We start from the raw sequence: 24,451 nt of genomic DNA on the forward strand, positions 1-24,451 counted from the left end.
CATGGCCATCACCATCTACACCAACGAAGACATCAAGCCGGGCGCCATCGCCGGCCAGCGCATCGCCATCATCGGCTACGGCTCGCAGGGTCGCGCCCATGCGCAGAACCTGAAGGACAGCGGCCATGACGTGGTCGCCGGCGTCCGTCACGGCGGCACGGGCTGGAAACACGCCACCGCCGACGGCGTGCCGACCGCAGAGCCGGCCGAGGCCGTCAAGGGCGCCGACATCATCGCCATCCTGACGCCCGACATGGTTCAGGGCGACGTCTATCGCGACATCATCGAGCCGAACGCCAAGGAAGGCTCGGCCCTGCTGTTCGCCCACGGCTTCTCGATCATCTACCAGCGCATCACGCCGCGCGAGGACATGGACGTGATCCTGGTCGCGCCGAAAGGACCGGGCGATCTGGTCCGTCGCGAGTTTCAGCGCGGGCGCGGCGTGCCTTCGCTGTTCGCCGTCGAGAAGGATGTCACCGGCAAGGCGCGCGACCGGGCCATGGGCTACGCCAAGGGCAATGGCGGCGCGACCGGCGGCCTGCTGGAAACCACCTTCCGCGAAGAGACCGAGACCGATCTGTTCGGCGAACAGGCAGTCCTGTGCGGCGGCGCCAAGGAGCTGGTCATTCAGGGCTTCAACACCCTGGTCGAGGCCGGCTACCAGCCCGAGATCGCCTATTTCGAATGCCTGCACGAGCTGAAGCTGATCGTGGACCTGTTCTACGAAGGCGGCATCTCGAAGATGCACCACTTCATCTCGGAAACCGCCAAGTACGGCGCCGTCGCCAGCGGCCCGCGCGTCGTGACCGAAGAGACCAAGGCCCGCATGAAGACCATTCTGGAAGAGATCCAGGACGGCACTTTCGCGCGCAACTGGATCGCCGAGAACGAGGCCGGCAAGCCGCAATACGAGGCTTGGCTGAAGGCGGACCGCGAGAGCCAGATCGAACAGGTCGGCGCTCGTCTGCGCGAACGCATGGCTTGGCTGAACACGCCCAAGGCTGAAGCGGCCTGATCGCCGCCTGAAAGACCGGATGACCCTGATGACCGCCGCCGCCTTCAAACCCTCAGCTGAGACCGCTCCCCAGTCGGGTGCGCGTCTGCTGGTCTCCACCCTGGAGCGGCTGGGGGTGGAGGAGGTGTTCGGCTATCCAGGCGGCGCCATCATGCCGGTCTATGACGCCCTGGCCGGCTCGAAGCTGAAGCACATCCTGGTCCGCCATGAGCAGGGCGCGGCCTTCTCGGCCGACGCCTATGCCAGGAAGAGCGGCAAGGTCGGGGTCTGCATGGCGACGTCAGGCCCCGGCGCCACCAATCTGGTCACCGGCATCGCCAATGCGATGATGGACTCGGTGCCGATCGTCTGCATCACCGGCAACGTCGCCCAAGGCCTGATGGGCACTGACGCCTTTCAGGAGATCGACATCCTGGGCGTCACCCTGCCGATCGTGAAACATTCGATCCTGGTCCGCTCGGCCGCCGAGGTTCCCGCCGCGATCGAGGAAGCCTTCCATATCGCTCGCTCGGGCCGTCCCGGGCCGGTCTTGGTCGATCTGCCAAAGGACGTGCAGTTCGAGACGACCGTGGACGACTACGGTTTCTCGATTCCCAATGAGATGTCGCGCGTCGATCACGACGCAATCGCCGCCGCCGAGGCCGCGATCCGGGCCGCCAGTAAGCCGTTGGTCTATATCGGCGGGGGCGTGAAGATTGGCGGCGCGACCGAGGCCCTGCGCGCCTTCGTCGCCGCGACCGGCATCCCCCAGGTCTCGACCCTGAACGCCCTGGGCACCATCCCGACCGATGCGCCGGGCATGCTGGGCATGCTGGGTATGCACGGCACGCGCGCCGCCAACCATGCGGTGCAGGACAGCGATCTGCTGATCGTCGTCGGCGCCCGGTTCGACGATCGCGCGACAGGCAAGCTGGCCGAGTTCGCGCCGAACGCCCGCATCGTCCATTTCGACATCGACGCCTCGGAAGTCGGCAAGCTGCGCAGCGCCAATGTCGCCGTCGTCGGCGAGCTGCGCGAAGGGCTCGAGGCGCTGACGGCGCGGATGCGGTCGGGCGCGGCGCTGGACATCCAGGCCTGGGTCGACGATTGCTCCCGTGCCGCCCAGGCCGGCGCGCACCGCTATGATGCGCCGGGCGAGGGGGTCTATGCCCCGGCCCTGCTGAAGGAAATCTCGGAAGCGGCCGGCGATGATTTCGTCGCCGCCTGCGACGTGGGCCAGCATCAGATGTGGGCGGCCATGCATTGCCGCTTCGCCCGCCCGGAATCGCACATCACATCGGGCGGCCTGGGCGCGATGGGCTTTGGTCTGCCTGCCGGCATCGGCGCCAAGCTGGCCGACCCGTCCGCGACGGTCGTCACCATCGCCGGCGACGGCGGCTTCATGATGAACATCCAGGAGCTGGCGACGCTGAAGCGTTACAGCATCCCGTTGAAGATCGTGCTGATCGACAACTCCTCGCTGGGCTTGGTGCGCCAGTGGCAGGAGCTGTTCTTCGCCGAGAACTATTCCGAGATCGACCTGTCCGACAACCCGGACTTCGTGAAGGTCGCCGAAGCCTTCGGCATCGAGGCCTTCCGCATCGATCGCCGCGATCAGGTGTCCGACGGCATCCAGCACCTGCTGGCCGCCGACGGCCCCTGCCTGGCCCATGTGGTCATCGATCCCCGAGACAATGTCTGGCCGCTGGTTCCGCCGGGCAAGAGCAATGCTGAAATGATGGAGGGCTCCTGAGATGAGCGACACGATCCACATCCAGATCGACCGTGCGGACGGTTCGCTTCAGCGTCTCATCGGCCTGGTGGAGCGCCGCGGCTTCCACATCGACGGCATGGCCCTGGCTGACGAGGGCGCCTTTCGGCGCATCGCCCTGACCGTGCGTGGTCGCGACGCCGGCCGCTGCATGGACAATCTGGGTCGCCAGATCGACCGGCTGTTCGGCGTGCGCCGCATCAGCAACGACATGATTCAATCCGAGGCCGCGTAATGATTACCCCCGAAAGCGTACGAGTATCGGGCGTATCCCGCACCGAGGAGATCGCCGCCGATCCCAACCGCGTCATCGTCTTCGACACGACGATGCGGGACGGGGAACAGGCTCCGGGCTTCTCGATGAGCGCCCAAGCCAAGGTGAAGATGGCCCAGGTTCTGCGGGACCTGGGCGTCGATGTTATCGAGGCCGGCTTCGCCGCCGCCTCGCCCGGCGACGAGGACTGCATCCGTCGCGTGGCCGGCGAGGTCGAGGGCCCGATCTTCTGCTCCCTGTCGCGCGCCAACGAGAAGGACATCGACGCCACCTTCCGCGCCCTGGCGCCGGCGCCGAAGTCGCACCGTCGGTGCCACACCTTCATCGGCACCAGCCCGATCCACCGCTCGGCCAAGCTGAAGATGTCCACCAATGAGGTGCTGTCGAAGGCCGTGCGGTCGGTGGAATACGCTCGCAGCCTGTTCGACGACGTCGAGTTCTCGGCCGAGGACGCCTTCCGCACCGAGCCGGAGTTTCTGGCCGATGTGCTGGAGGCCGCCGCCGACGCCGGCGCCCGCACCCTGAACGTGCCCGACACTGTTGGCTATGCCACACCGCAGGAGGTTCGCGAGCGCTTCGCCGCCCTGGCCGCACGGATCAAGAAGCGGCATCCGTACGTGATCTTCTCGGCCCACTGCCACGACGACCTGGGCATGGCGGTCGCCAACTCCCTGGCCGCCGTCGAGGGCGGCGCGCGTCAGATCGAGGGCGCCATCAACGGCATCGGCGAGCGGGCTGGCAACTGCTCGATCGAAGAGATCATCATGGCGCTGAAGGTCCGCGAGGACCGCTATGGCGTCACGACCGGCGCCGACAGCCGCCAGCTGGTGCGTGCCTCCAAGATCCTGTGCGAGATCACCGAGACGGTCATCGCCCGCAATAAATCTGTGGTCGGCATCAACGCCTTCGCTCACGAGGCGGGAATCCACCAGCACGGCATGCTGGCCGACAGCCGCACCTACGAAATCATGCGGCCCCAGGATGTGGGCTTTGAGGGCAGCTGGTTCGTGCTGGGCAAGCATTCGGGCCGTCACGCCATCGCCAAACGCGCCGAGACCATCGGCCGTCCCATCGAGGGCGAGCGTCTGGCGGCTGTGGTCGCCGGCTTCAAGTCGCGCGCCGATCAGATCGGCGAGATCAACGACGCCGAACTGATCGCCATCATCGACCGGGTCGATGGCGTGTCCGAGGTCGTGGCCCAATATGCCTGATCCCAAGACCCTGTTCGACAAGGTGTGGGACGCCCACGTCGTGCGGTTGGAAACGGCCGATACGCCGGGAGTGCTGTATATCGACCTGCATCTGGTCCACGAAGTCACCAGCCCCCAGGCCTTCAGCGAGATCCAGGCGCGCGGGCTGAAGGTGCGCCGTCCCGACCGGACCTATGCGACGCTGGATCATTCGACGCCGACCCTGCCGGCGGGGCTGAATGGTCTGAAACCCTATGTCACCGCCCAGGCCGAGGCTCAGGTTCATACGCTGGAGCGCAACTGCGCCGCCCATGGCGTGCCGTTGGCGGGCTGGGACTCCGACGACCGCGGCGTGGTCCATGTGATGGGGCCGGAGCTGGGCCTGACCCAGCCGGGTATGACCGTGGTCTGCGGCGACAGCCACACGGCCACCCACGGCGCCTTCGGAGCCCTGGCCTTCGGCATCGGCACCTCGGAAGTCGGCCATGTGCTGGCGACACAGTGCCTGTTGCAGCGCAAGGCCAAGGCCATGCGGGTGACGGTGGACGGCGCACTACAACCCGGCGTCTCGGGCAAGGATGTCGCCCTGGCCGTCATCGCCGCCATCGGTTTCGGCGGCGGCACCGGCTATGTCATCGAATACGCGGGCGAGGCGGTGCGGTCGCTGGACATGGAAGGGCGGATGACCCTGTGCAACATGTCCATCGAGGCTGGCGCCCGCGCGGGCATGATCGCCCCGGACCAGACGACCATCGACTGGCTGCGCGGCAGAAAGCATGTCCCCGCCGACTATGAGGCGGCTACTGCCGAATGGCTGAAACTGTCCAGCGATCCGGGCGCGGTCTTCGACAAGGAGGTCGTGCTGGACGGCGGTGCCATCCTTCCGATGGCGACCTGGGGCACGACGCCGGACGCGGGCGCGCCCATAGGCTCGCCGGTGCCCCAGCCGCAGTCGGACTCAGACCGCAAGGCCATCGCCTATATGGGCTTCACCGCCGGGGAGGCGACGACCAGCCAGCCGGTGGACGTGGTCTTCATCGGCTCGTGCACCAACGGCCGCCTGCCCGACCTGCGCGCCGCCGCCGAGGTGCTGCGCGGCCGCAAGGTCAAGCCGGGTCTGCGCATGCTGGTGGTGCCGGGGTCGGAGGCCGTGCGTCGCGACGCCGAGGCCGAAGGCCTGCACGAGGTCTTCATCGCCGCCGGGGCCGAATGGCGCATTCCCGGCTGTTCGATGTGTATCGCCATGAACGGCGATTTCGTTGCGCCGGGTCGGTTGGCCGTCTCGACCTCCAACCGCAATTTCGAAGGCCGCCAGGGCAAGGACGCCCGCACCATCCTGGCCAGTCCGGCGACGGCGGCGGCGACGGCGGTGGCCGGGGTGCTGACCGATCCGCGCGTCTATCTGAAGGAGGCCGAGCATGTCTGAGCCGTTCCAGGTCCTGACATCGAAAACGGTCACGCTCAGCCAGGCCAATATCGACACCGACCAGATCATTCCGGCGCGTTTCCTGACCACCACCTCGCGCGAAGGTCTGGGGAAGGCCGCCTTCCATGACTGGCGCTATGAGGAAGATGGCTCGGAAAAGCCCGAGGCGATTCTGAATCGGATCGACCCGGCCGAGCATCGCATCCTCCTGGCGGGCAAGAACTTCGCCTGTGGTTCGTCGCGCGAACACGCCCCCTGGGCCCTGTACGACTATGGGTTCCGCGCGGTGATCTCGACCGAGATCGCTGACATTTTTACATCGAATGCGCTGAAAAACGGCCTCTTGCCCATCGTCGTCAGCCAGGCCGTCTGGGACGATCTGGCGTCGCAGCCGGACCAGCCGGTCACGATCGACCTCCAGGCCAATCAGATCCAGCGCGGCAATGCCGAACCCGTGCCGTTCGGGGTCGAATCCTTCGCGCGCCAGTGCCTGCTGGACGGGGTGGACACCCTGGGCTGGCTGCAAGCAAACATGCCCGAGATCGAAGCGTTCGAGCGATCGAGAGAGACCGTCTGATGACCCACGCCGCCCCCAAGACCTACAACATCGTCCTGCTGCCCGGCGACGGCGTCGGACCCGAGGTGACGCGCGCCGCGCGCGACGTGCTGCGGGTCATTGGCGATTTCTACAGCCATGATTTCCAGTTCTCCGAACACCTGATCGGCGGCGCGGCCATCGACGAGACCGGCGAGCCTCTGCCCGAGGCCACGCGCGCGGCCTGCGTCGCGTCCGACGCCGTGCTGCTGGGCGCGGTCGGCGGGCCAAAATGGGACGGGGGCAAGCGTCGGCCCGAGGAAGGTCTGCTGGCGATCCGCAAGGCGATGGGCCTGTTCGCCAACCTGCGTCCGTTGCAGGTGTCGCCGGTGCTGGCCCACCGGTCGCCGCTGAAGAAGGAGATCGTTGAGGGCGTCGATCTGATCGTCTTCCGCGAACTGACGGGCGGCGTCTATTTCGGCGAGAAGACCCGCACCGCTGACCGCGCCACCGACCTGTGCGAATACACGGTGCCCGAGATCGAGCGCGTCACCCGCGCCGCCTTCCAGACCGCGCGTCAGCGACGGGGCAAGGTGACCTCGGTCGACAAGGCCAATGTCATGGAGACCAGCCGCCTGTGGCGCGAGGTGGTCACCCGCATCCACGCCGAGGAATTCCCCGAGATCGAGCTGGAGCATGCCCTGGTCGATTCCATGGCGATGCACCTGATCCGCAAGCCGCGCGAATACGACGTCATCCTGACGGAGAACATGTTCGGCGATATCCTGTCGGACGAGATTTCGGTGCTGGGCGGCTCCATCGGCCTGTTGCCTTCGGCGTCGCTGGGCGCGGGCGGTCCGGGACTGTTCGAGCCGATCCACGGCTCTGCGCCGGACATCGCCGGTCAGGACCTGGCCAATCCAGTCGGGACGATCCTGTCGGCGGCCCTGCTGCTGCGTCACAGCCTGAAACTGGAGGACGAGGCTGATTCCATCGAGGCCGCCGTCGCGGCCGTTCTGGCGGCCGGCGCCGTGACGGCCGACCTGGGCGGCGCGCTGGGCACGCGTGCGGCGACCGAAGCCGTCATCGACGCCATCCGCGCCATCCACTGGGCGGCCGCGCATCGGGTGCAGATGCACTGGGCCTGACGGCTTAAACAGAAGCTGAAAATCCTGCCGCTCAGCTTGGCTTTGTCGGCATAAAGAATCTGATATCGGGCCGCAGTATCGCAAGATCGTGCGGCCCTGTTCTTTTTCTCCATGACCGTTGCAAGAAAGTTGCGCCGTTCACGGTCTAGCCCCTTGCGCCTATCGCAAATGCGGTAAAATCTTCGCAACTGCGAGATTGCATAGGGGGTACTAGCTCATGTCGCAGACCACGAAACGACTTACGGGAGCGGCTGCGCTCCTTCTTCCCACACTCTGTCTGATGGCAGCTGGCGCAGCCAACGCGCAGGACGCCGCGCCCGCCTTGCTCGGCCACCAAGCCGCGCTTGAGCTGGACAGCGCCGGCGCCTCATGGCTCGGCACCTCGACGGCCCTGGTTCTGCTGATGACCCTCCCCGGTCTGGCGCTGTTCTATGGCGGCATGGTGCGCAAGAAGAACGTCATCGCCACCATCACCCAGTCCGTCGGCGTCTTCGCCGTGGTGTCCCTGGTATGGTTCATCGCCGGCTACAGCCTGGCCTTCGGCAAGAACGAGAGCGCCGGCCTTCAGCCCTTCATCGGCAGCCTGGACATGCTGTTCCTGAACGGCGTGTCGCTGAAGACAGCCAACGCCCTGCTGCCGGGCATTCCCGAGTTCCTGTTCATCTCTTTCCAGATGACCTTCGCCATCATCACACCGGCGCTGATCACCGGCGCCTTCGCCGAGCGGTTCAAATATTCGGCGCTGTTGCTGTTCACCGCCCTATGGTCGCTGCTGGTCTATGCGCCGATCTGCCACTGGGTCTGGGGCGGCGGTTTCCTCGGTTCGGCGGGCGTGCTGGACTTCGCGGGCGGCGCCGTCGTTCACGTCAACTCGGGCGTCGCAGGCCTGGTCTGCGCCATCTTCCTGGGTCGCCGTAAGGGTTATGGCACAGAGGTCATTACCGCCCACAACCCTGTCCTGACCATGATCGGCGCCTCGCTACTGCTGGTCGGGTGGATCGGCTTCAACGCCGGCTCGGCGGGCGCCGCCAACGATCTGATGGGCGTGGCGCTGCTGAACACCATCCTTGCCGCCGCCGCCGCCGCCCTGACCTGGAAAATCGTCGAATATATCGAGAAGAAGAAGGTCTCGCTGATCGGCATGCTATCGGGCGTCGTCGCCGGTCTGGTCGCCATCACCCCGGCGGCCGGCTTCGTCGATCCCAAGGGCGCAGTCATCATCGGCCTGATCGCCGGTCCGGCCTGCTACGCCTCGTCGGTGTGGATCAAGAAGCTGCTGCGCTACGACGACAGCCTGGACGCCTTCGGCATCCACGGCGCGGGCGGCCTGATCGGCGCCCTGTTGACCGGCGTGTTCGCCACGACCGCGATCAACAGCCTGTCGGAAGGCGCCAACGTCGGCGCCCAGGCCCTGGGCCTGCTGTGGACCATCGTCTACAGCGCCGTCGGCACCCTGATCATCCTGTTCATCTGCAAGTTCACCACGGGACTGCGCGTGAGCGAGGCGGAAGAGGCCGCCGGTCTGGACACCTCGCTGCATGGCGAGGCGCTGGAACACTGAGCTGAGACCGGGCGCGGCTCCCGAACCCGTGCCCGGCCTCGACCTCAAATAACGACAACAAGGGGATAGACTATGAAAAAGACCATCATCCGCGCGGCCGCCGCCGCCACGTTCGCCGCAGGACTGATCGGCCTCGCCGCGCCGGCCTCGGCCCAGAGCACCGTCGATGTCGCCTGGAACGTGGGCGCCGTCAGCGACTATGTGTTCCGCGGCTTCAGCCAGACCAGTGAAGACCCCGCCATTCAGGGCGGCGTCGATCTGACCTCGGGCAGTTTCTACGCCGGGGCCTGGGCCTCGAACGTCGATTTCGGCGACGACACCGATGCGGAAGTCGATGTGTACGGCGGCTATCGCACCGAGGCGGGCGGTTTCGCGCTCGATTTCGGCGCGATCGGCTATCTGTATGTCGGGGAGCCGGACGGCGCAGACTATAACTACGCCGAGTTCAAGGCTGCGGCCTCGCGCGCGGTCGGTCCCGCCACCTTTGGCGCGGCCGTCTATTACTCGCCCGACTTCTTCGGTGCGGACAAGGAAGCAACCTATGCCGAGGTCAACGCCGCCTTCTCGCCGACGCCCAAATGGACGGTGTCGGGCGCGCTCGGCAAGCAATGGCTCGACGTCAGCGACGACTACACCACCTGGAACGTCGGCGTCGGCTATGCCCTGACCGACAAGGTGGGCGCCGATGTCCGCTATCACGACACCGATGTGGACGGCGTGCCCGGCGCCGAAGACCGCATCGTCGGCGCGGTGAAGCTCACCTTCTGAGCCACGTCAGTTTGAAATGAGAACGGCCCCGGAGAGCAATCTCCGGGGCTGTTTTCGTATCAGCGGGCGTAGCGGTCGTGGACGGGGTCGTAGCTGTCCCAGACCTTGCCGTCGGCGAGCGACCGCAGCAGCTTCAGATATTCCGCGTGGGTCCAGGCTAGGGGCGTGGCCGAATCCGTATTCTGACCCACGGCGTAATCCTTGACCGTCGGGTTTCCGACGCCGTCCCAAACCTGTTCCGCCAGCATCAGTCCGCCGTTGGCGAAGCGCTCCATGCCGCGCACATAGGTCTGGCGGATGGCGGCGATGTCGGCGGCCGAGGGGGCGCCGTTCACGCTGACGCGAGCCAGCTCATAGTGACCGCGTTCACCCGTGAAGAAGGGCCAGACCCGACCGCGCTGGCCAGGGCTCATTTCCCCGCCGACGCCATAGTTGGCGCCCGTCAGATGATCCTCGCCATAGCCGTCGACGCCATAACGGCGCCAGCCCGGCGTCTTGTCGCTCTCGGGACCGAAGTCGTAGCGAACGCGATAGAGCGGCTCCAGCGACTGATCGTCATAGACAGGCAGGGTTGCCAGGATGTGCGGATCGTCGGCCTTGCGCACCCCATAGCGCACCAGTTCCAGGAAGCCGCCGTCCACGACACGGTCTTCCGCCGGCGCGATCTGGCCATTGGCGGCGCCGATCGGGGCCTTGTCGTTCGGGTTCTCGTTTTGCGTGATGCGGATGAAGTAGCGACCGTCGCCGAAGTCGCCGTTGGTGGTGAACATCCGCTCTTCGATCTTGGACGCATAGCCGTCGGCCGCGATCTGGTAGCGCGTCGCGCCGGCGGCGTCGCCCGAGGCGCGCGCCATTTCGGCCGCCACTGTCAGGCCCGCGACCACGGCGGCGGTCGAGGACGGCGAATAGCCCTGCTGTTCTTCCCAGCGTTCCTGCTGGGTGAAGGGCGGCTTGATCTCCGCGTCGTTCCACATCAGCCCGATCTTGCCGCCGTCGACCAGGAAGTCGGCCGCCGGCTTCAGCATGGACCGATAGTGTTCGGTCATCTGGGCGTCGGACAGCCAGCCCATCTTCCACAGACGATAGCCCAGCATGATCGGCATGGCGGTCTGGTCCAACTGGACCGCGACCCACTCCAGTTCGCCATCGACGTGCGTCTTCTGCAGGAACCAGCCGCCGACGCCGGTGTTGCCCGGCGTGTTCGGGCCGACCTGGACCTGGGGCAGATAGTTGAAGGCCGCCAGCGGCGTCTCCTTGTCGCCCAGCGCCGCCAGAGCCATCGCCACCTGATAGAAGTCGCGCGGCCAGACGGCCTTGTAGCCGGTCGAGGACTTGGACGCGTCCACCGTATCGCCCCACGGGTTGGACAGGGACGCTATCAGGGCGCCGGCATGGGTGCGATCCTCCTGCACCTTCAGCATCAGGGCCGAGGCGTAGGCCAGCTTGCCGCCGTCGGTCGCCTGCTCGGCGATGCGCGGCAGCTCGGTGAGAGAACCGACATAATCCTCCCAACCCACGCGCTCGCCCTCGCCGTTGAAGCGGGCCAGCACTTCGTCCAGACCGGTCGAGAACGAACTGTCCGCGGCGGCGCGCGCCTCAGCTTCGCTGGCGCCGAAGCCGATGACGAAATCACGCGTGATCCGGCTGCTTTGGCGCAGGCGCGGCAGGGCCCCGGTCATCATCGTGTTGCCGGCCTGATCGCCGGTGGAGGCGTAGGTCCAGTCCAGCTTGCCGTCCTTTAGATCCGTCAAACCGTCCGAAGCGCCGACGAAGCCGACGCTGGCCTTTTCGAAGGCCTCGCTGGGCTTCAGGAACAGGTGGGTGTCGCCCTCCCAGGCATGGAAACCGTCGCGCGTCGCCGCGCCCCGATCGTCGACGCCGGTGTTGGCGATGTGCGGCTCCAGCATCAGATAGGGCGTCACATCGCCTTTCAGCGCCGTGATGGTGACGCGCAACACCAGGGCGTTGCGGTCGGGATCGCTGAAGATCTGCTTTTCGATCTCAAAGCGGCCGTTCTTGTCCTGCGTCGTGACGCGATAAGCCGGCGAGAGCGGACGCCCCTGGGCGTCGACGTGCAGATATTCGGTGCGGCTGGTTGTGTCGTCGCCTTCGACGACCAGACCGTCCTGGGTCACGCCGGCGAAGCGCAGCGCCTTGATCTGGGCCTCATGGATCAGGCCGTACATGGTCTCGGTCAGGACGCCGTCGGCGATGGAATACCAGACCTTGGACACTGCGCCGGTCGGGCCGCCGTCGCGATACTGGCCGTCGACATAGGCCTCGTAAGAGGCTCCCGCGCCGGTCTTGGCCGCGCTGGACCAGACGGGCGGGGCGCCGGGCGCGCCGGGGGCGACGCCCGATTGGGCGCTTGCGACGGAAGCGAGGGCCAGGCCGGCGGCGCCGGCGAGGCAGAAGGTACGGAATTGACGCATTGTGGTCCTCACGGGTTGCGCGTGGGGGCGGGGGAAAGAAGGAAGGTCAAAGGCACGTCCAGGCGCTGGTTCCAAGACGCTTCATTGTGCTGGGCGCCGGGGAAGATCAGGCTGCGGAAATCGCCGGGGCCGTAACCGCGACGGCGGAAGGTCTGGTCCACCTGCGTCTGGAAGACGGCGTAGAACTGGTCCAGCGTCTCGTCGCCCCGGTCGAAATAGAAGCGGTGGTCGCCCGCTTCGGGCAGGCCGCGTTCGATCACGCCGGTCCAGGCGGCGACCAGGCGTTCGCGCCAGGCGTCCAGCGTCGCGCCGGGCTCAAGCCCTTCGACCTTCAGCGGCCAATGGGTGGACAGACAGGCTGCGGCGGAAAAGACCTGCGGCCTTTTCATCACCGCATACATCGAAATCAGGCCGCCCATGCTGGAGCCGGCGATCATCGTGTCCTGCGGGCCGGTCAGGGTGCGGTAAGCGCCGTCGATGAAGGGCTTCAACTCCTCGACCAGGAACCGCAGATAGGCGTCGGACAATGAAGGACCGCCGTAGATAGCCTGGACCTCGTCGCGCATGTCGGCGGGCAGGGCGGCGATCAGGTCGGCGGGGACATATTCCCTCAGCCGCAGGTCGATGTTCCAGATCCCCACCACGATCGGCGTCCGCACCTGGCCGCTCGCAATCAGCCGCGTCAGATGCTCGTCCACGCCCCATTCGCCGAAGTTGGCCGTGGCTGGATCGAACAGGTTCTGGCCGTCATGCATGTAGAGGACAGGCCAGGCGGCGTCGGACGCTTCGTATCCGGGCGGCAGCCAGACCAAGACGTTGCGCGCCTTCACATGGGCCGACGCGACCGCCTCATGCAGCACCAGCCGCCCCCCCGCGATGGCGCCCTCAGCACGCGCCGCGCTGGAGAAGGGCAGGGCGGCCATGAGGGCCAGAAGACCCCGACGGTTCATCCGCGATGCTCCTTGACCATCAGCGCGCTCGCGGCGGCCAGGACGAAGGAGACAGCGCCGAGCACCAGGGCCCAGATTGCCTGACCATCGAACAGGGTCTTCAGGATCAGGCCCAGAACCGTGGCGGCCAGCAGCTGGGGCACGACGATGAAGATGTTGAAGACGCCCATATAGACGCCCATTTTTCGGTCCGGCACCGCCGCCGACAGGATGGCGTAGGGCATGGAGACGATCGACGCCCAGGCGAAGCCGACGCCGATCATCGGCAGCCACAAGAGGCCCGGCTCTCGGATGGCGAAGACGCCAAACAGGCCGGCGGCGCCAAGCATCAGCATCAGCGCATGGGTCGCTTTGCGGCCGATGCGCTTGGCCAGCACCGGCAGGGTGAAGGCCGCCAGGGCCGCCACGCCGTTATAGACCCCGAACAAAACCCCCACCCAGTCCGCGCCCGCTGCATAGGCGGCCGAGGTGGTGTCGGTGGCGCCGTAATGGACGCGGGTCACGGCCGCGGTGGTGTAGATCCACATGGCGAACAGGGCGAACCAGCTGAAGAACTGAACAACGGCCAGGCCGCGCATGGTCTCTGGCATGCGGAAGATGTCGTTCAAGATTTCGGTCGCGGCGTTGGTGATGCGGCGACGCTGCATCATGCCGACGGCGATCTGGAGCAGGCCGAACCCGGCGAAGAAGCCCGCCAGGATCAGCAGCTCCTTCTCCAGATCGAGCGCGCCGATCAGCACGAAACCCAGCCCGCCGAGGACGGTGCAGACCAGGCCCGAAGTCATCCAGCCCTGGACGCTGCGAGCCGGCGCTTCGGCCTCGACGGGCGCGGTCGGCGCGTCGTCTCGGGCGCGTTCGAAGGCCGCGATCTGTTCGGGGCTGTATTCCTTGGTCGACAGCACCGTCCACAGCACGGCCGAGAACAGGCCGGCGGCGCCGACATAGAAGGCGATCTTGACCGACAGGGGCACCACGCCCGCCTCGGCGGTCGAGGCGATGTCGAAGACGTTGGACAAAAGCCACGGCAGGACCGAGGCGAAGACCGCGCCGGCGCCGATGAAGAAGCTCTGCATCGCATAGCCGGCGGTGCGCTGCTTCTCCGGAAGGTTATCGCCGACGAAGGCGCGGAATGGCTCCATGGTGATGTTGATCGAGGCGTCCATGATCCACAGCATGGCCGCGGCGAACCACAGGCTGGGGCTGTTGGGCATAGCGATCAAGGCCAGGGTGGTGGCGATGGCCCCGACCAGGAAATAGGGTCGCCGCCGGCCGAACCGGGTCCAGGTCTTGTCGCTGAAATGGCCGATGATCGGCTGAATCAGCAGACCCGTCAGCGGCGCGGCGATCCACAGGATCGCCAGGCTGTCGACCTCGGCCCCCAGCGTCTGGAAGATCCGGCTGGTGTTGGCGTTCTGCAGGCCGAAGCCGATCTGGATGCCGAAAAAGCCGACGCACATGTTCCAGATCGCCAGGCCGGACAGGCGCGGGCGCTGCGAGAGCAGGGTCATCCGCGTCGCGCCCGACCGACCGGCACGAACCGGATCGCCTGACCGCCGCCGGGGGCCAGCGCCAGGGTCAGCACGTCCGCAGAAGTCACCTCGCGCTGCTCGATGACGATGTCCTCGCGCTTGCCGCGATAGTCGGCGTTGGGCCCGTCGCGATAGATTTCGGCGCGATATCGACGGCCGGCGTCCAGGAAGTCGAGCGGGGCCTTCAGCACGCGCGGATGCTCGTCGGTGACGGCGCCCAGCGCCCAGACGTCCGTGCCGCGCTGCTTGCGAACCGTGACGACATAGTCGCCCATGGCGGCGTCCAGCGTGCGGCTCTCGCTCCAGTCGACCGGCACATCTTTGATGAACTGGAACGGGCCGGGGTTGGCCTCGTAGTTGACCAGCAGGTCCGCCGCCATCTGGATCGGGCTGTAGATCACGACATAGAGCGCCAGCTGCTTGGCCCAGGTCGTCTGCACGCCGCCGGGGCTGCGCGTCTCCATGCCGAAGATGCCGGGCGTATAGTCCATGGGCCCGGCCAGCAGGCGGGTGAACACCAGGTTCGGCTCATGCTCGGGCGGATTGCCGGGATTGCCCCAGGCTGAATATTCCATCCCGCGCTGGCCCTCGCGGCTGATGATGTTCGGATAGGTGCGGCGAAGGCCGGTGTCCTTGAACGGCTCGTGAGCGTTGACGGCGACCTTGTGGCGATAGCCGGCCTCGACCACGCGCATGTGGTGCTGGGCCATCGCCTGGCTCTCGTGCCAGGCCATGACCATCTGTCCGTCCGGCCCGGCGACGCGGGCGCCTTGCGCGTCGGCGACATAGCCCGTCTTCACCGAATGGACGCCGAGGCGTTCATACAGGGCCATGGCCGGTTCGAGCTGCTGCTCATAGTGGAAGGCGTTGCCGCCGGTCTCGTGGTGGCCGATCAACTGCACGCCCTTGGATCGGGCGTGAGCGCAGACCGCCTCGATGTCGAAATCGGGATAGGGCTCGGTGAAGCTGAAGTCCGCGCCGTTGGCGAACCACTGGCCGTCCCAGCCCTTGTTCCAGCCCTCGACCAGAACCCCGCCGAAGCCGTGTTTGGCGGCGAAGTCGATGTGTTTGATCGCATTCTCGGTCGTGGCGCCGTGCTTGGGCCCGGAGTTCCAGCTCTTCAGCTCCAGGTGCATCTCCCACCAGACGCCGACGTATTTCATCGGCTTGAACCAACTGACGTCGCCCAGCTTGTTGGGTTCGTTCAGGTTCAGGATCAGGCTGGAATCCAGCAGGCCCGCGGCGCTGTCGGAGATTTGCAGGGTCCGCCAGGGCGTGTTGAACGGCGCCTCGCGCACCACCGCCGCATTGGTCAGGCCCGGCGTCAGCTGAGCGCGGAACTTCGTTTCCTCCGACCGGCGCAGGTTCATCCCTGCGTAGTCGATGCAGGCGGCCTCGTGGATGGAGACGTGCAGGCCCGACTGGCCCCGAACCGTTATCGGCGTCTGGGCGCTGCCGACCGCATCGATGGGCGTGCGGCTGTAGAGATATTCCTCGCGGTTCCATTCCCAGGCCGGGCACCACAGAGCCTCGCCGTTTTCGGCCAGATTGAACTCGGTGATTTCCGAACCGATGCGGACGGTGGTCAGGCCAGCCTGCTGCGGGAACTCGTAACGGAAGCCCAGACCGTCGTCGTAAAGGCGGAAGACCACGTCCACGCGGCGTCGCAGGCCGCCGGTCTCGGCATAGGCGACGCGCCATTCGTTATAGTGGTTTCGGATGAACTGCCGCTCGCCCCACGGCTGCTTCCAGGTGTCGTCGACCGTGACCGGCTGCCCTGCCGTCAGGGCCAGGCCGCGCTCGATGGCCGGCGCGTCGGTCAGCAGGAAACCCAGCTTGGAAGGCGCCACCACGACCCGGCCTTGACGCAGCACCGAATACATCGGCCGCCCGTCGTTGTCGGTGAAGGCCTCGACCGTCAGCACGCCGCCGGGCGAGGACGCCCGGGCATGGTTCGGCGCGGTCTGGGCGCGCGCGCCCGTCGCCCCCAGAGCCAGGATCGACACGCCGCCAAGGGCCAGGAAGGATCTGCGCTGCATCATGGGAACTCCGTTACGCCGCCTCTTGCCAACCGCCGCGAACGGTGGCTGAAATATTTGCAGAAAATTTTGCAGCTTCACCATGCTGCTGTGAGGACCCGCGACTTTGAGCCGCAAGACAACCCGTCTGGAAGACATCGCCCGCCTCGCCGGCGTGTCCATCGCCACCGCCTCGCGCGCCCTGAACGACAGCCCCGCCGTCAACGATCGCACCAAACAGACGATATGGAAGCTGGCCAAGGAACACGACTATCCGTTCCGCCGCCATATGCCCGCCGGCCCGATCGGCGCCCAGGGCACCATCGCCCTGGTGGTGCCGCGTCCACAGGGGCGCGAAGGGCGCCTCAGCGACCCCTTCTTCCTGGAGCTTCTGGCGGGGGTGGGCGAGGCGGCGCGCGAACGCGGCTGCGACCTGCTGATGAGCCATATCTCGCCCGCCAACTATGACGAGCTGTCGGCGGCGCTGAACACCAGCCGGGCGGACGGCGTGATCTTCCTGGGCCAATCCAGCCTGCATTCGGCTTTCAACCGTCTGGTCGACGCCGACCATCGTTTCGTTGTCTGGGGCGCAGAACTGGCCGACCAGGACTATTGCTCCATAGGATCGGACAACATCTCCGGCGGGCGCCGCGCGACCCTGCATCTGGCGCGGCTGGGGCGAAAGCGCATCGTCTTCTTGGGCGATCTGGATCCGCCCGAGGCCATGCAGCGTCATCGCGGCTATCTGGACGCCATGAGCCAGAGCGCGTTGGACGTGGACGCCGACCTCATCGTGCCTGCGCATTTCGAGGTCGAATCCGCCGAGGCCGCCGTGGACGCCCTGATCCGACGTGGGCTGGATTTCGATGGCGTCGTGGCTGCGTCTGACCAGATCGCCCTGGGCGCCGTGCGTGCCCTGTTGCACGCCGGCGTCGAGGTGCCGGGCCAGGTCTCGGTCATCGGTTTCGACAATGTGCCGTTCAGCCGCTACTCGCGCCCGGCGCTCAGCACCATCGCTCAGGACACCATGAAGGCCGGCCGGTTGATGGTGTCCAAACTGCTGGATCACGGCGGCGCCGCAGCAGGCCGTTCCGAGCGCGTTCCGACCGAGCTGATCGTTCGCGAGACCTGCGGCGGCTGAACCCGTCATCCGGCGTCGGCGAAGATCAGGCCAGCCAGCGGCCTCAGCGTCGATCCGTCCGCTTCGGTCCAGTTGACCCCCGCGATCCGCCGCGCGCCGGCAGGCGCAGACCAGTCCACGGCCTCGAAGCCCAAGTTGAACACGCACAGCAGACGCTCGCCGCCCTCGGCCCGTTCGAACCGGCGGAAGACCACCAGGTCGCCCGCGCTCTCGATCTCCAACCCGCCGGTCCGCAGCGCCGGATGGGCCTGACGCAGGGCGATGATGCGGCGCGCGGCATGCAGGATCGAGGTCGGGTCCGCCTCCTGCGCATCCACGGCCAGCGACAGATGGCGCGGATCGACCGGCAGCCAGGGCTCCACAGTCGAGAAGCCGGCGTTGGGCGCCGAGGCCACCCAGGGGATCGGCGTGCGGGCGCCGTCGCGGCCCAGAGTCTCAGGCCAGTTGGCGATGGCCTCGGGATCGACCAGCCGCTCGAACGGCACCTCGGCCTGAGGCAGGCCCAACTCTTCGCCCTGATAGACGAAGACATTGCCGCGCAGGCACATCAGCAACAGCAGGGCCATTTCCGAGAAGGCCTTCTCGTCCCGGCCCTTGGCCCAACGCGAAACGGCGCGCGGCGCATCGTGGTTGGAGAAGGTCCAGGACGGCCAGCCCTCGCCCTGCTGATCCGGCCACATCCCATCGCCCACGCTGATCAGTTCGCTCTTCAGCGTATCGGCGTAGAGATAGAGGAAGCCGTAGGCCGAGTGCAGACGGTCGTTCCCGGCGGTGAATTCCTTCATCTCGCGATCGGCGTGATCGCCGCCGACCTCCGCCACCGTGAACCGGCCTTCATAGCTGTCGGTCAGGGCGCGGATGCGGTTCAAGAAGCCGATGATGTCCGGGTGGGACTGATTGTAAATCTTGTCCTGGAAATCGAACGGCCGCGTGCGCTTCTTGCCGTCCTGGATCGGCGGATTGTCGCGCAGGGACGGGTCATGGATGGCGAAGTTGATCGCATCCAGACGGAAGCCGTCCACCCCCCGATCCAGCCAGAACCGCGCCGCTGCGATCAGGGCGTCCTGAACTGCCGGATTCCTGACGTTCAGCTGAGGCTGGGAGGCCAGGAAATTATGCATGTAGTACTGGCCGCGCCGCGCGTCCCAGGTCCAGGCCGGGCCGCCGAACACCGACTGCCAGTTCGAGGGCGGCGAGCCGTCCGGCTTGGCGTCGGCCCAGACATACCAGTCGGCGTGGTCACCGTTGCGGCTGGCGCGGCTATCGGTGAACCAGGGATGTTCGTCCGAGGTGTGTGAGAAGACCTGATCGATGACGACCTTCAGCCCCAGGGCATGGGCGCGCGCGATCAGGGCGTCGAAGTCGGCCAAAGTGCCGAAGATCGGATCGACGTCGCAGTAGTCCGACACGTCGTAGCCGAAGTCCTTCATCGGCGACGTGAAGAAGGGCGACAGCCAGACGCCGTCGACGCCTAGAGAGGCGACGTGGTCGAGGTGCTGGGTGATCCCCTTCAGATCGCCGACGCCGTCGTCGTTGGAGTCGGCGAAGCTGCGCGGATAGATCTGATACAGCACCGCGCCGCGCCACCAGTCGTGCGCCAATGCGGGGGCGGCGCCAGCCGCGGAAAGATCGAGGGGCAGGGCAGTCACGGCACGCTCTTGCAGACGAGGTAATCGAGGGGGGGCACGCGAACGGCGACGCTGGCGGGCGCGGAGGATTCGGGTGCGCAATCGCCGCGCAGAGCTTGCCACCGCAGCGAGCCGGGCTCCACCTCGACTTGAGCGGCGACGGGCGCAGTGGAGGTGTTGAACAGGGCCAGGATCTCCGATCCGTCCTCGCCGATGCGAGACAGAGCGAACAGGCCGGGCTTGTCGCCATAGGCGCGCACGAGCTGACGACCGCGTCGCAGGGCCGGCTCTTCGGCGCGGATGCGGGTCATCTCTGCGATCGCCTGATACAGCGGAGCGTCGGTGGAATAGGCCGGCTGGCGACCGCCGACGGGCGTCTCGTTCGCATAGACCGGCGTGCGGCTGGGCCACATGTCCTGGCGCGAGTTTCCGTATCCGCCCGCGCCGGCGAAACCCTGTTCATCCCCGTAATAGAGCGTGGGCACGCCCCGGCTGAACATCATCAGGGCATGGGCCAGTTTGATGCGCGCCAGCACCTCGGCGTCGTCGGCGTTCGGATTAGCCTGTTTCACGAAGAAGCCGACCCGGCCCATGTCATGGTTGCCCAGGAAGGTCGGCAGGATGGCGGCGGTCTCGGCGCCCTTGTCATAGATCGTGTCGGCGTCGAACAGCTTGGCCAGGCCGTCGGTCCCGACCTTGCCGGCCGCCACATCGGTCGCCTGCTTCTGGAACGGGAAGTCCAGCACCGCCGGATAGCCGTCGACCCGCGTGAACCGCGCCGTCACCGCCGGATCGGGATCATAGACCTCGCCGAAGATGTGGAAGTTCGGAATGCCCTTGGCTTCGGCGCGGGCGATCATGGCGGGGATGAAGGCCTGCCAGAAGCCCGGGTTCACATGACGGGCGGTGTCTATGCGGAAGCCGTCGATCCCGTATTTGTCGATCCAGCCGCCGAAGATGTCGATCATGCCCTGGATGACCACCGGGTCCTCGGTCAGCAGGTCGTCCAGCCCGGCGAAGTCCCCGTCCAGGCTGCTTTCGCCGGTGAAGGTGCTCTCGCCCCGGTTATGATAGTGGATCGGGTCGTTAAGCCAGGCCGGAACCTTGGCGTTCTCCTCGCCCGCCGGGACATAGGGGGTGTAGGCGTAGTCGGGCTGGGTCAGGCGCGAGAAGTCGCGACCGTCAAAGCCCTCATTGATCGGCGCACCGTCGACGCCGCCGCGACGGGTGTAGGGATAGTCGGCGCGGCTGCGATAGGCGCAGCGACCCTCCGGGCATTCGCGATACTGGATGACGTCGGCGGTGTGGTTGGCGACGATGTCCAGATAGACCTTCATCCCGCGCGCATGGGCCGCCTGAACCAGAGCGCGCATCGCCGCCTCGTCGCCGAAGTGCGGATCGACGGCGGTGAAGTCGGTGATCCAGTAGCCGTGGTGCGCCGCGCCGGTGTAGTCGCCGTGGCTCTGCACCGGCTTGTTCTTGAACACGGGCGCCAGCCATACCGCCGTCGCACCGAGGCCCTGGATATAGTCCAGCTGTTGGGTCACGCCCGCCAGGTCGCCGCCATGATAGAAATCGGTATCGGCCGGATCGAACCCGCTTTTCAGCCGGTCGGCAGCATAACCGCCGTGGTCATTCGTAGCATCGCCATTGGCGAAGCGATCCGGCAGCAGGAAGTAGATCACCTCGTCCTGTGGAAGGCGTTGACGCAGAGCGGATAGGGCGTCTTCGGCCTGGCGCGTTTCCGCCGCCGTCGGCGTTGCGAAGCCGCTCAGCAGAGCCGCCGCCGCCATCGCCGCGTGCAGTCCGGCCCTTCTGCGGGTTCCCCTCGCCATGACGCTCACTCCCTTGCGTCTGGAAAGTGCAAAGCCTTCCAGATCGATTTGCAAGATTTTGCAGCAATGGGCCGGACTGTCAACGCGTCGCTGAAATGCTGCAATGCGTCACGGAAATGGCGCGAAACCGCAAGTTCGCGTGTGCCGACGGCCTCCGAAAGGGCTTGAAGTGCGACGGAAATCAGACCTCCGCATTAACTGCTTGCAACATTCCCGAAGATTTGCATATTTTTGCGACGGCTTCAGATCGCGACGTTCAGAATCGCGGTCAGCCCCAGGGAGGATGACCATGTTCCAACGTCTCAACCGGCGCGCGCGCCTGCTATCCGGCGTCGCCTTCGGCGCAGCCGCCCTGATGGCGGTCGGCTCGGCCCACGCACAAACCGCCGCGACAACGCAGGCCGACGATCAGGCGACGCAGGTCGATGAGATCGTCGTCACCGGCATTCGCCGTTCGATCGAAGCCGCGATCTCGGCTAAAGCGAGCAACACCTCGATCGTCGAAGTCATCTCGGCCGAAGACATCGGCAAGCTGCCGGACGTCTCGATCGCTGAATCCCTGGCGCGCCTTCCGGGCGTGACGATGCAGCGTCTCGACGGCCGCAGCCAGGCGATCTCCATCCGTGGTTTGGGTCCCGACTTCACCACCGCCCTGCTGAACGGGCGCGAACTGGTCACCACTGGCGACAACCGCGGCGTCGAGTTCGACCAGTTCCCCGCCGAACTGCTGAACAGCGTCGTCGTCTACAAGACCCCGGACGCGGCCCTGATCGGCCAAGGCCTGGGCGGCACTGTCGATCTGCGCACCGTGCGCCCGCTGGCCTATGGCCGCCAGGCCATCGCCATGAACTATCGCCACGAGTGGAACGAGATCGGCGCACTGAATTCGGGCACGACCGACAACGGCGACCGTTACACCATCTCCTACATCGACCAGTTCCTGGACGGCACGCTGGGCGTGGCCCTGGGCTACGCCCACATGAGCTCGCCCTATCAGTCCGAGCGCTTCAACGCCTGGGGCTATCCCAACTACACGGACGGCAATCTGCTGACCGGCGGCGTGAAGCCCTATGTGATGTCGTCGGAGCTGGAGCGCGACGGCTATATGGGTGTGCTGGAATGGCGCCCGAACGATCGCATCCACTCCACGATCGACGCCTTCTATTCCGAGTTCAAGAACACCCAGGTTCTGCGCGGCATCGAATTCCCGCTGGCCTGGGGTGGCTCCTCAGGTGACTGCACCGTGAACGTCCCTTCGGCGGTCTGCCGTCCCGGCCCCGCGCTGCGTCCTGGCTACACGGTCCAGGACGGCCTGATCGTCGGCGGCACCTGGGACAACATCAAGGGCGTGGTCCGCAACGACCTGAACAAGCGCGACAGCAACATCACCGCCTTGGGCTGGAATACCGAGTTCACGCTCAGCGACGACTGGTCGGCGAACCTGGACCTCAGCTATTCGAAGGTCGAGCGTAACGACATCATCTTGGAAACCAACGCCGGCACCGGCCGCAACATCAATGGCGCGCTGGACACTCTGGGCTTCGAACTGACCGATGACGGCGTCACTCGTTTCACCAGCCGTCTGAATTACGCCGATCCGAACCTGATCCGTATCACCAGCCCGCAAGGCTGGGGCGGCGACGTCATTCCGGGCGGTCAGGCCGGCTATATGAACACGCCCTCCATCGAGGACGAGATCAAGGCTGCGCGCTTCTCCGTAACGCGTGAACTGCATCAGAGCCCGTTCAAGTCGATCGACTTCGGCGCCAACTACACCGAGCGTCAGAAGAGCTTCGTCAACGATCAATTCTATCTCGGCGTCCCCGGCGGCGGCGATTTGACCGTGCCTTCTGCCTTCCTGCTGGACCCGACCGACCTTGGCTATCTCGGCATCAGCGCCGTGCTGAGCTACGACGCTCTGGGCCTGGTCAACAGCGGCGCGTTGAACCGCGTCCGCAACCCGAACGCCGACGTCACCGCCGGCAACTGGGAAGTGACGGAAAAAGTCTCGACCGCCTACGTCCGCGCCAACATCGATCACAACCTGTTCGGCCGCGCCCTGACCGGCAACGTCGGCATGCAGTTCGTCTATACCGATCAAAGCTCCAGCGGCTTCTCGGCTCGTCAGGTCGGACCGGGTGTCTCCGAGACTATCGCGGTGACGGGCGGCGACGAATATCTGGAGATTTTGCCTAGCGCGAACTTCATCCTGGAAACAGGCGAGGACATGTTCACTCGTCTGGCGGTTTCGCGCACCCTAGCGCGTCCGCGCATGGACGATATGCGCGCCTCGCGGAACTACAGCTATAACCCCAGCTTGGCCCAATCGACCGACATCAACCGTTCTCCGTGGGGCGGCGGCGGCGGCAATCCGGAACTGCGGCCGTACATCGCGGACGTGATCGACGTGTCGTTCGAGAAGTATTTCGCCAACCGCAAGGGCTACATCTCGCTGGCGGCCTTCTACAAGAATCTGGAAAGCTACGTCTTTAATCGCAACCAGATCTTCGACTTTACCGGCTATCCGATCGGCGTGATTTCGCCGACCAACCCCGAGCCAGCGTTGCGCCAAGGCCTGGTCGGCGCGCCTGACAATGGCGAAGGCGGCTGGATCAAGGGTCTGGAGCTGTCGATCTCGGCGCCGTTCGACATCTTCCATCCGGCCCTGGAAGGTTTCGGCGCCCAGTTCAGCGCCTCGACCACGGACAGCGAGGTCCAGCCCGATCCGACCCAGGCCCCGACGGCACTGCCGGGTCTGTCGGAAAATGTGATCAATGGCTCGCTCTACTATGAGCGCTACGGGTTCCAGTCGCGGATCTCGGCCCGCTATCGCTCGGATTACCTGGGCGAGGTCGCCGGCTTCGGCAACGGCCGCACCTTGCGTTCGGTCGCGGCTGAAACGGTCGTCGACGCCCAGGTCGGCTATGAGTTCCAGTCCGGTCCGCTGGAAGGCCTGTCGGTTCTGGCTCAGGTCAACAACCTGACCGACGAGCCGTTCAAGACCTTCGAGAACGGCGATGAGCGTCGGACCATCGACTATCAGCACTACGGCCGCACCTTCGCGGTCGGGCTGAACTACAAGTTCTGATTTCCCCTCTCTTCTGAGCAAACTTGGGCCGCCGCGTTCGCGAGGCGGCCCTTTTCTTTGCCTGCGTCCCGGCCCGACGGAAAAGTTTCGTTACAGAGCGCGCTTTTCGGCTGGACGCGCCTTTCGCGATGTCCGAACCAAGCAGGATGAGAACCGCGCGACC

General features: G+C 66.1%; 17 protein-coding genes. 11 read left to right on the top strand and 6 right to left on the bottom strand.

Annotation, left to right across the window (positions count from 1 at the left end; translation table 11 throughout):
• Position 1: 1 nt before the first annotated feature.
• From ilvC to ASF31_RS01965, 9 genes are all read left to right on the top strand, one after another.
• Positions 2–1,015, top strand: a complete 1,014-nt coding sequence (gene ilvC, locus ASF31_RS01925) for a ketol-acid reductoisomerase (protein WP_055753061.1) — start codon at positions 2–4, stop codon at positions 1,013–1,015.
• A gap of 19 nt (positions 1,016–1,034) precedes the next feature.
• Positions 1,035–2,747 carry an acetolactate synthase 2 catalytic subunit gene (gene ilvG, locus ASF31_RS01930; protein ID WP_055753062.1) on the top strand — a complete coding sequence of 571 codons (1,713 nt, stop codon included), beginning with the start codon at positions 1,035–1,037 and terminating at the stop codon, positions 2,745–2,747.
• Between the two features lies 1 nt (position 2,748).
• Entirely contained in the window at positions 2,749–3,000 is a 252-nt protein-coding gene (locus tag ASF31_RS01935) for an ACT domain-containing protein (protein ID WP_055753063.1), read from the top strand.
• On the top strand, positions 3,000–4,250 hold the full coding sequence (locus ASF31_RS01940) for a 2-isopropylmalate synthase (RefSeq protein WP_055753064.1): 1,251 nt from the start codon (positions 3,000–3,002) through the stop codon (positions 4,248–4,250). The genes ASF31_RS01935 and ASF31_RS01940 overlap by 1 nt, the downstream gene beginning before the upstream one ends.
• Entirely contained in the window at positions 4,243–5,655 is a 1,413-nt protein-coding gene (gene leuC / locus ASF31_RS01945) for a 3-isopropylmalate dehydratase large subunit (RefSeq protein ID WP_055753065.1), read from the top strand. Before ASF31_RS01940 ends, leuC begins: the two co-directional genes overlap by 8 nt.
• Complete coding sequence (gene leuD, locus ASF31_RS01950) at positions 5,648–6,232, top strand: 3-isopropylmalate dehydratase small subunit (RefSeq protein ID WP_055753066.1); 585 nt, start codon at positions 5,648–5,650, stop codon at positions 6,230–6,232. Before leuC ends, leuD begins: the two co-directional genes overlap by 8 nt.
• Positions 6,232–7,338 (top strand): 3-isopropylmalate dehydrogenase, encoded by a 1,107-nt coding sequence (leuB, locus tag ASF31_RS01955; RefSeq protein WP_055753067.1) that lies wholly within the window; start codon positions 6,232–6,234, stop codon positions 7,336–7,338. The genes leuD and leuB overlap by 1 nt, the downstream gene beginning before the upstream one ends.
• A 280-nt stretch (positions 7,339–7,618) precedes the next feature.
• Positions 7,619–8,899 carry an ammonium transporter gene (locus ASF31_RS01960; RefSeq protein ID WP_112861447.1) on the top strand — a complete coding sequence of 427 codons (1,281 nt, stop codon included), beginning with the start codon at positions 7,619–7,621 and terminating at the stop codon, positions 8,897–8,899.
• A 72-nt stretch (positions 8,900–8,971) separates the two neighbouring features.
• Complete coding sequence (locus ASF31_RS01965) at positions 8,972–9,667, top strand: TorF family putative porin (protein ID WP_055753069.1); 696 nt, start codon at positions 8,972–8,974, stop codon at positions 9,665–9,667.
• A gap of 59 nt (positions 9,668–9,726) precedes the next feature.
• On the opposite strand, the gene ASF31_RS01970 is transcribed toward ASF31_RS01965, so the two are convergent.
• From ASF31_RS01970 to ASF31_RS01985, 4 genes are read right to left on the bottom strand one after another with little or no spacing between them, the layout of a single operon-like run.
• A complete protein-coding gene (locus ASF31_RS01970; RefSeq protein ID WP_055753070.1) occupies positions 9,727–12,099 on the bottom strand; it encodes a glucan 1,4-alpha-glucosidase in 2,373 nt (790 codons plus the stop codon).
• Between the two features lie 8 nt (positions 12,100–12,107).
• A complete protein-coding gene (locus tag ASF31_RS01975) occupies positions 12,108–13,049 on the bottom strand; it encodes an alpha/beta hydrolase (RefSeq protein ID WP_055753071.1) in 942 nt (313 codons plus the stop codon).
• Positions 13,046–14,557 (bottom strand): MFS transporter, encoded by a 1,512-nt coding sequence (locus ASF31_RS01980; protein WP_055753072.1) that lies wholly within the window; start codon positions 14,555–14,557, stop codon positions 13,046–13,048. The genes ASF31_RS01975 and ASF31_RS01980 overlap by 4 nt, the downstream gene beginning before the upstream one ends.
• The gene (locus ASF31_RS01985) at positions 14,554–16,617 is read right to left on the bottom strand and encodes a glycoside hydrolase family 97 protein (RefSeq protein WP_055753352.1); all 2,064 of its coding nucleotides are present in this window, start codon (positions 16,615–16,617) and stop codon (positions 14,554–14,556) included. Before ASF31_RS01985 ends, ASF31_RS01980 begins: the two co-directional genes overlap by 4 nt.
• A 106-nt stretch (positions 16,618–16,723) precedes the next feature.
• Here ASF31_RS01985 and ASF31_RS01990 point away from each other — a divergent pair, with 106 nt between their 5' ends.
• Positions 16,724–17,737: a LacI family DNA-binding transcriptional regulator gene (locus ASF31_RS01990; protein WP_055753073.1), complete on the top strand. Its 1,014-nt coding sequence runs from the start codon at positions 16,724–16,726 to the stop codon at positions 17,735–17,737.
• 5 nt (positions 17,738–17,742) lie between these two features.
• Here the strand turns inward: ASF31_RS01990 and ASF31_RS01995 are convergent, their stop codons facing one another.
• Together ASF31_RS01995 and ASF31_RS02000 are read right to left on the bottom strand one after the other, a co-directional pair.
• Positions 17,743–19,386, bottom strand: a complete 1,644-nt coding sequence (locus tag ASF31_RS01995; RefSeq protein ID WP_235551218.1) for an alpha-amylase family glycosyl hydrolase — start codon at positions 19,384–19,386, stop codon at positions 17,743–17,745.
• Complete coding sequence (locus tag ASF31_RS02000) at positions 19,383–21,200, bottom strand: alpha-amylase family glycosyl hydrolase (protein ID WP_082464965.1); 1,818 nt, start codon at positions 21,198–21,200, stop codon at positions 19,383–19,385. Before ASF31_RS02000 ends, ASF31_RS01995 begins: the two co-directional genes overlap by 4 nt.
• Before the next feature lie 289 nt (positions 21,201–21,489).
• Between ASF31_RS02000 and ASF31_RS02005 the strand changes: the two genes are divergently transcribed.
• The gene (locus ASF31_RS02005) at positions 21,490–24,288 is read left to right on the top strand and encodes a TonB-dependent receptor (protein WP_200918526.1); all 2,799 of its coding nucleotides are present in this window, start codon (positions 21,490–21,492) and stop codon (positions 24,286–24,288) included.
• The last annotated feature ends 163 nt before the right edge of the window (positions 24,289–24,451 follow it).

Origin of the sequence: Brevundimonas sp. Leaf280 (assembly GCF_001422455.1) — a bacterium.
GTDB lineage: Bacteria > Pseudomonadota > Alphaproteobacteria > Caulobacterales > Caulobacteraceae > Brevundimonas.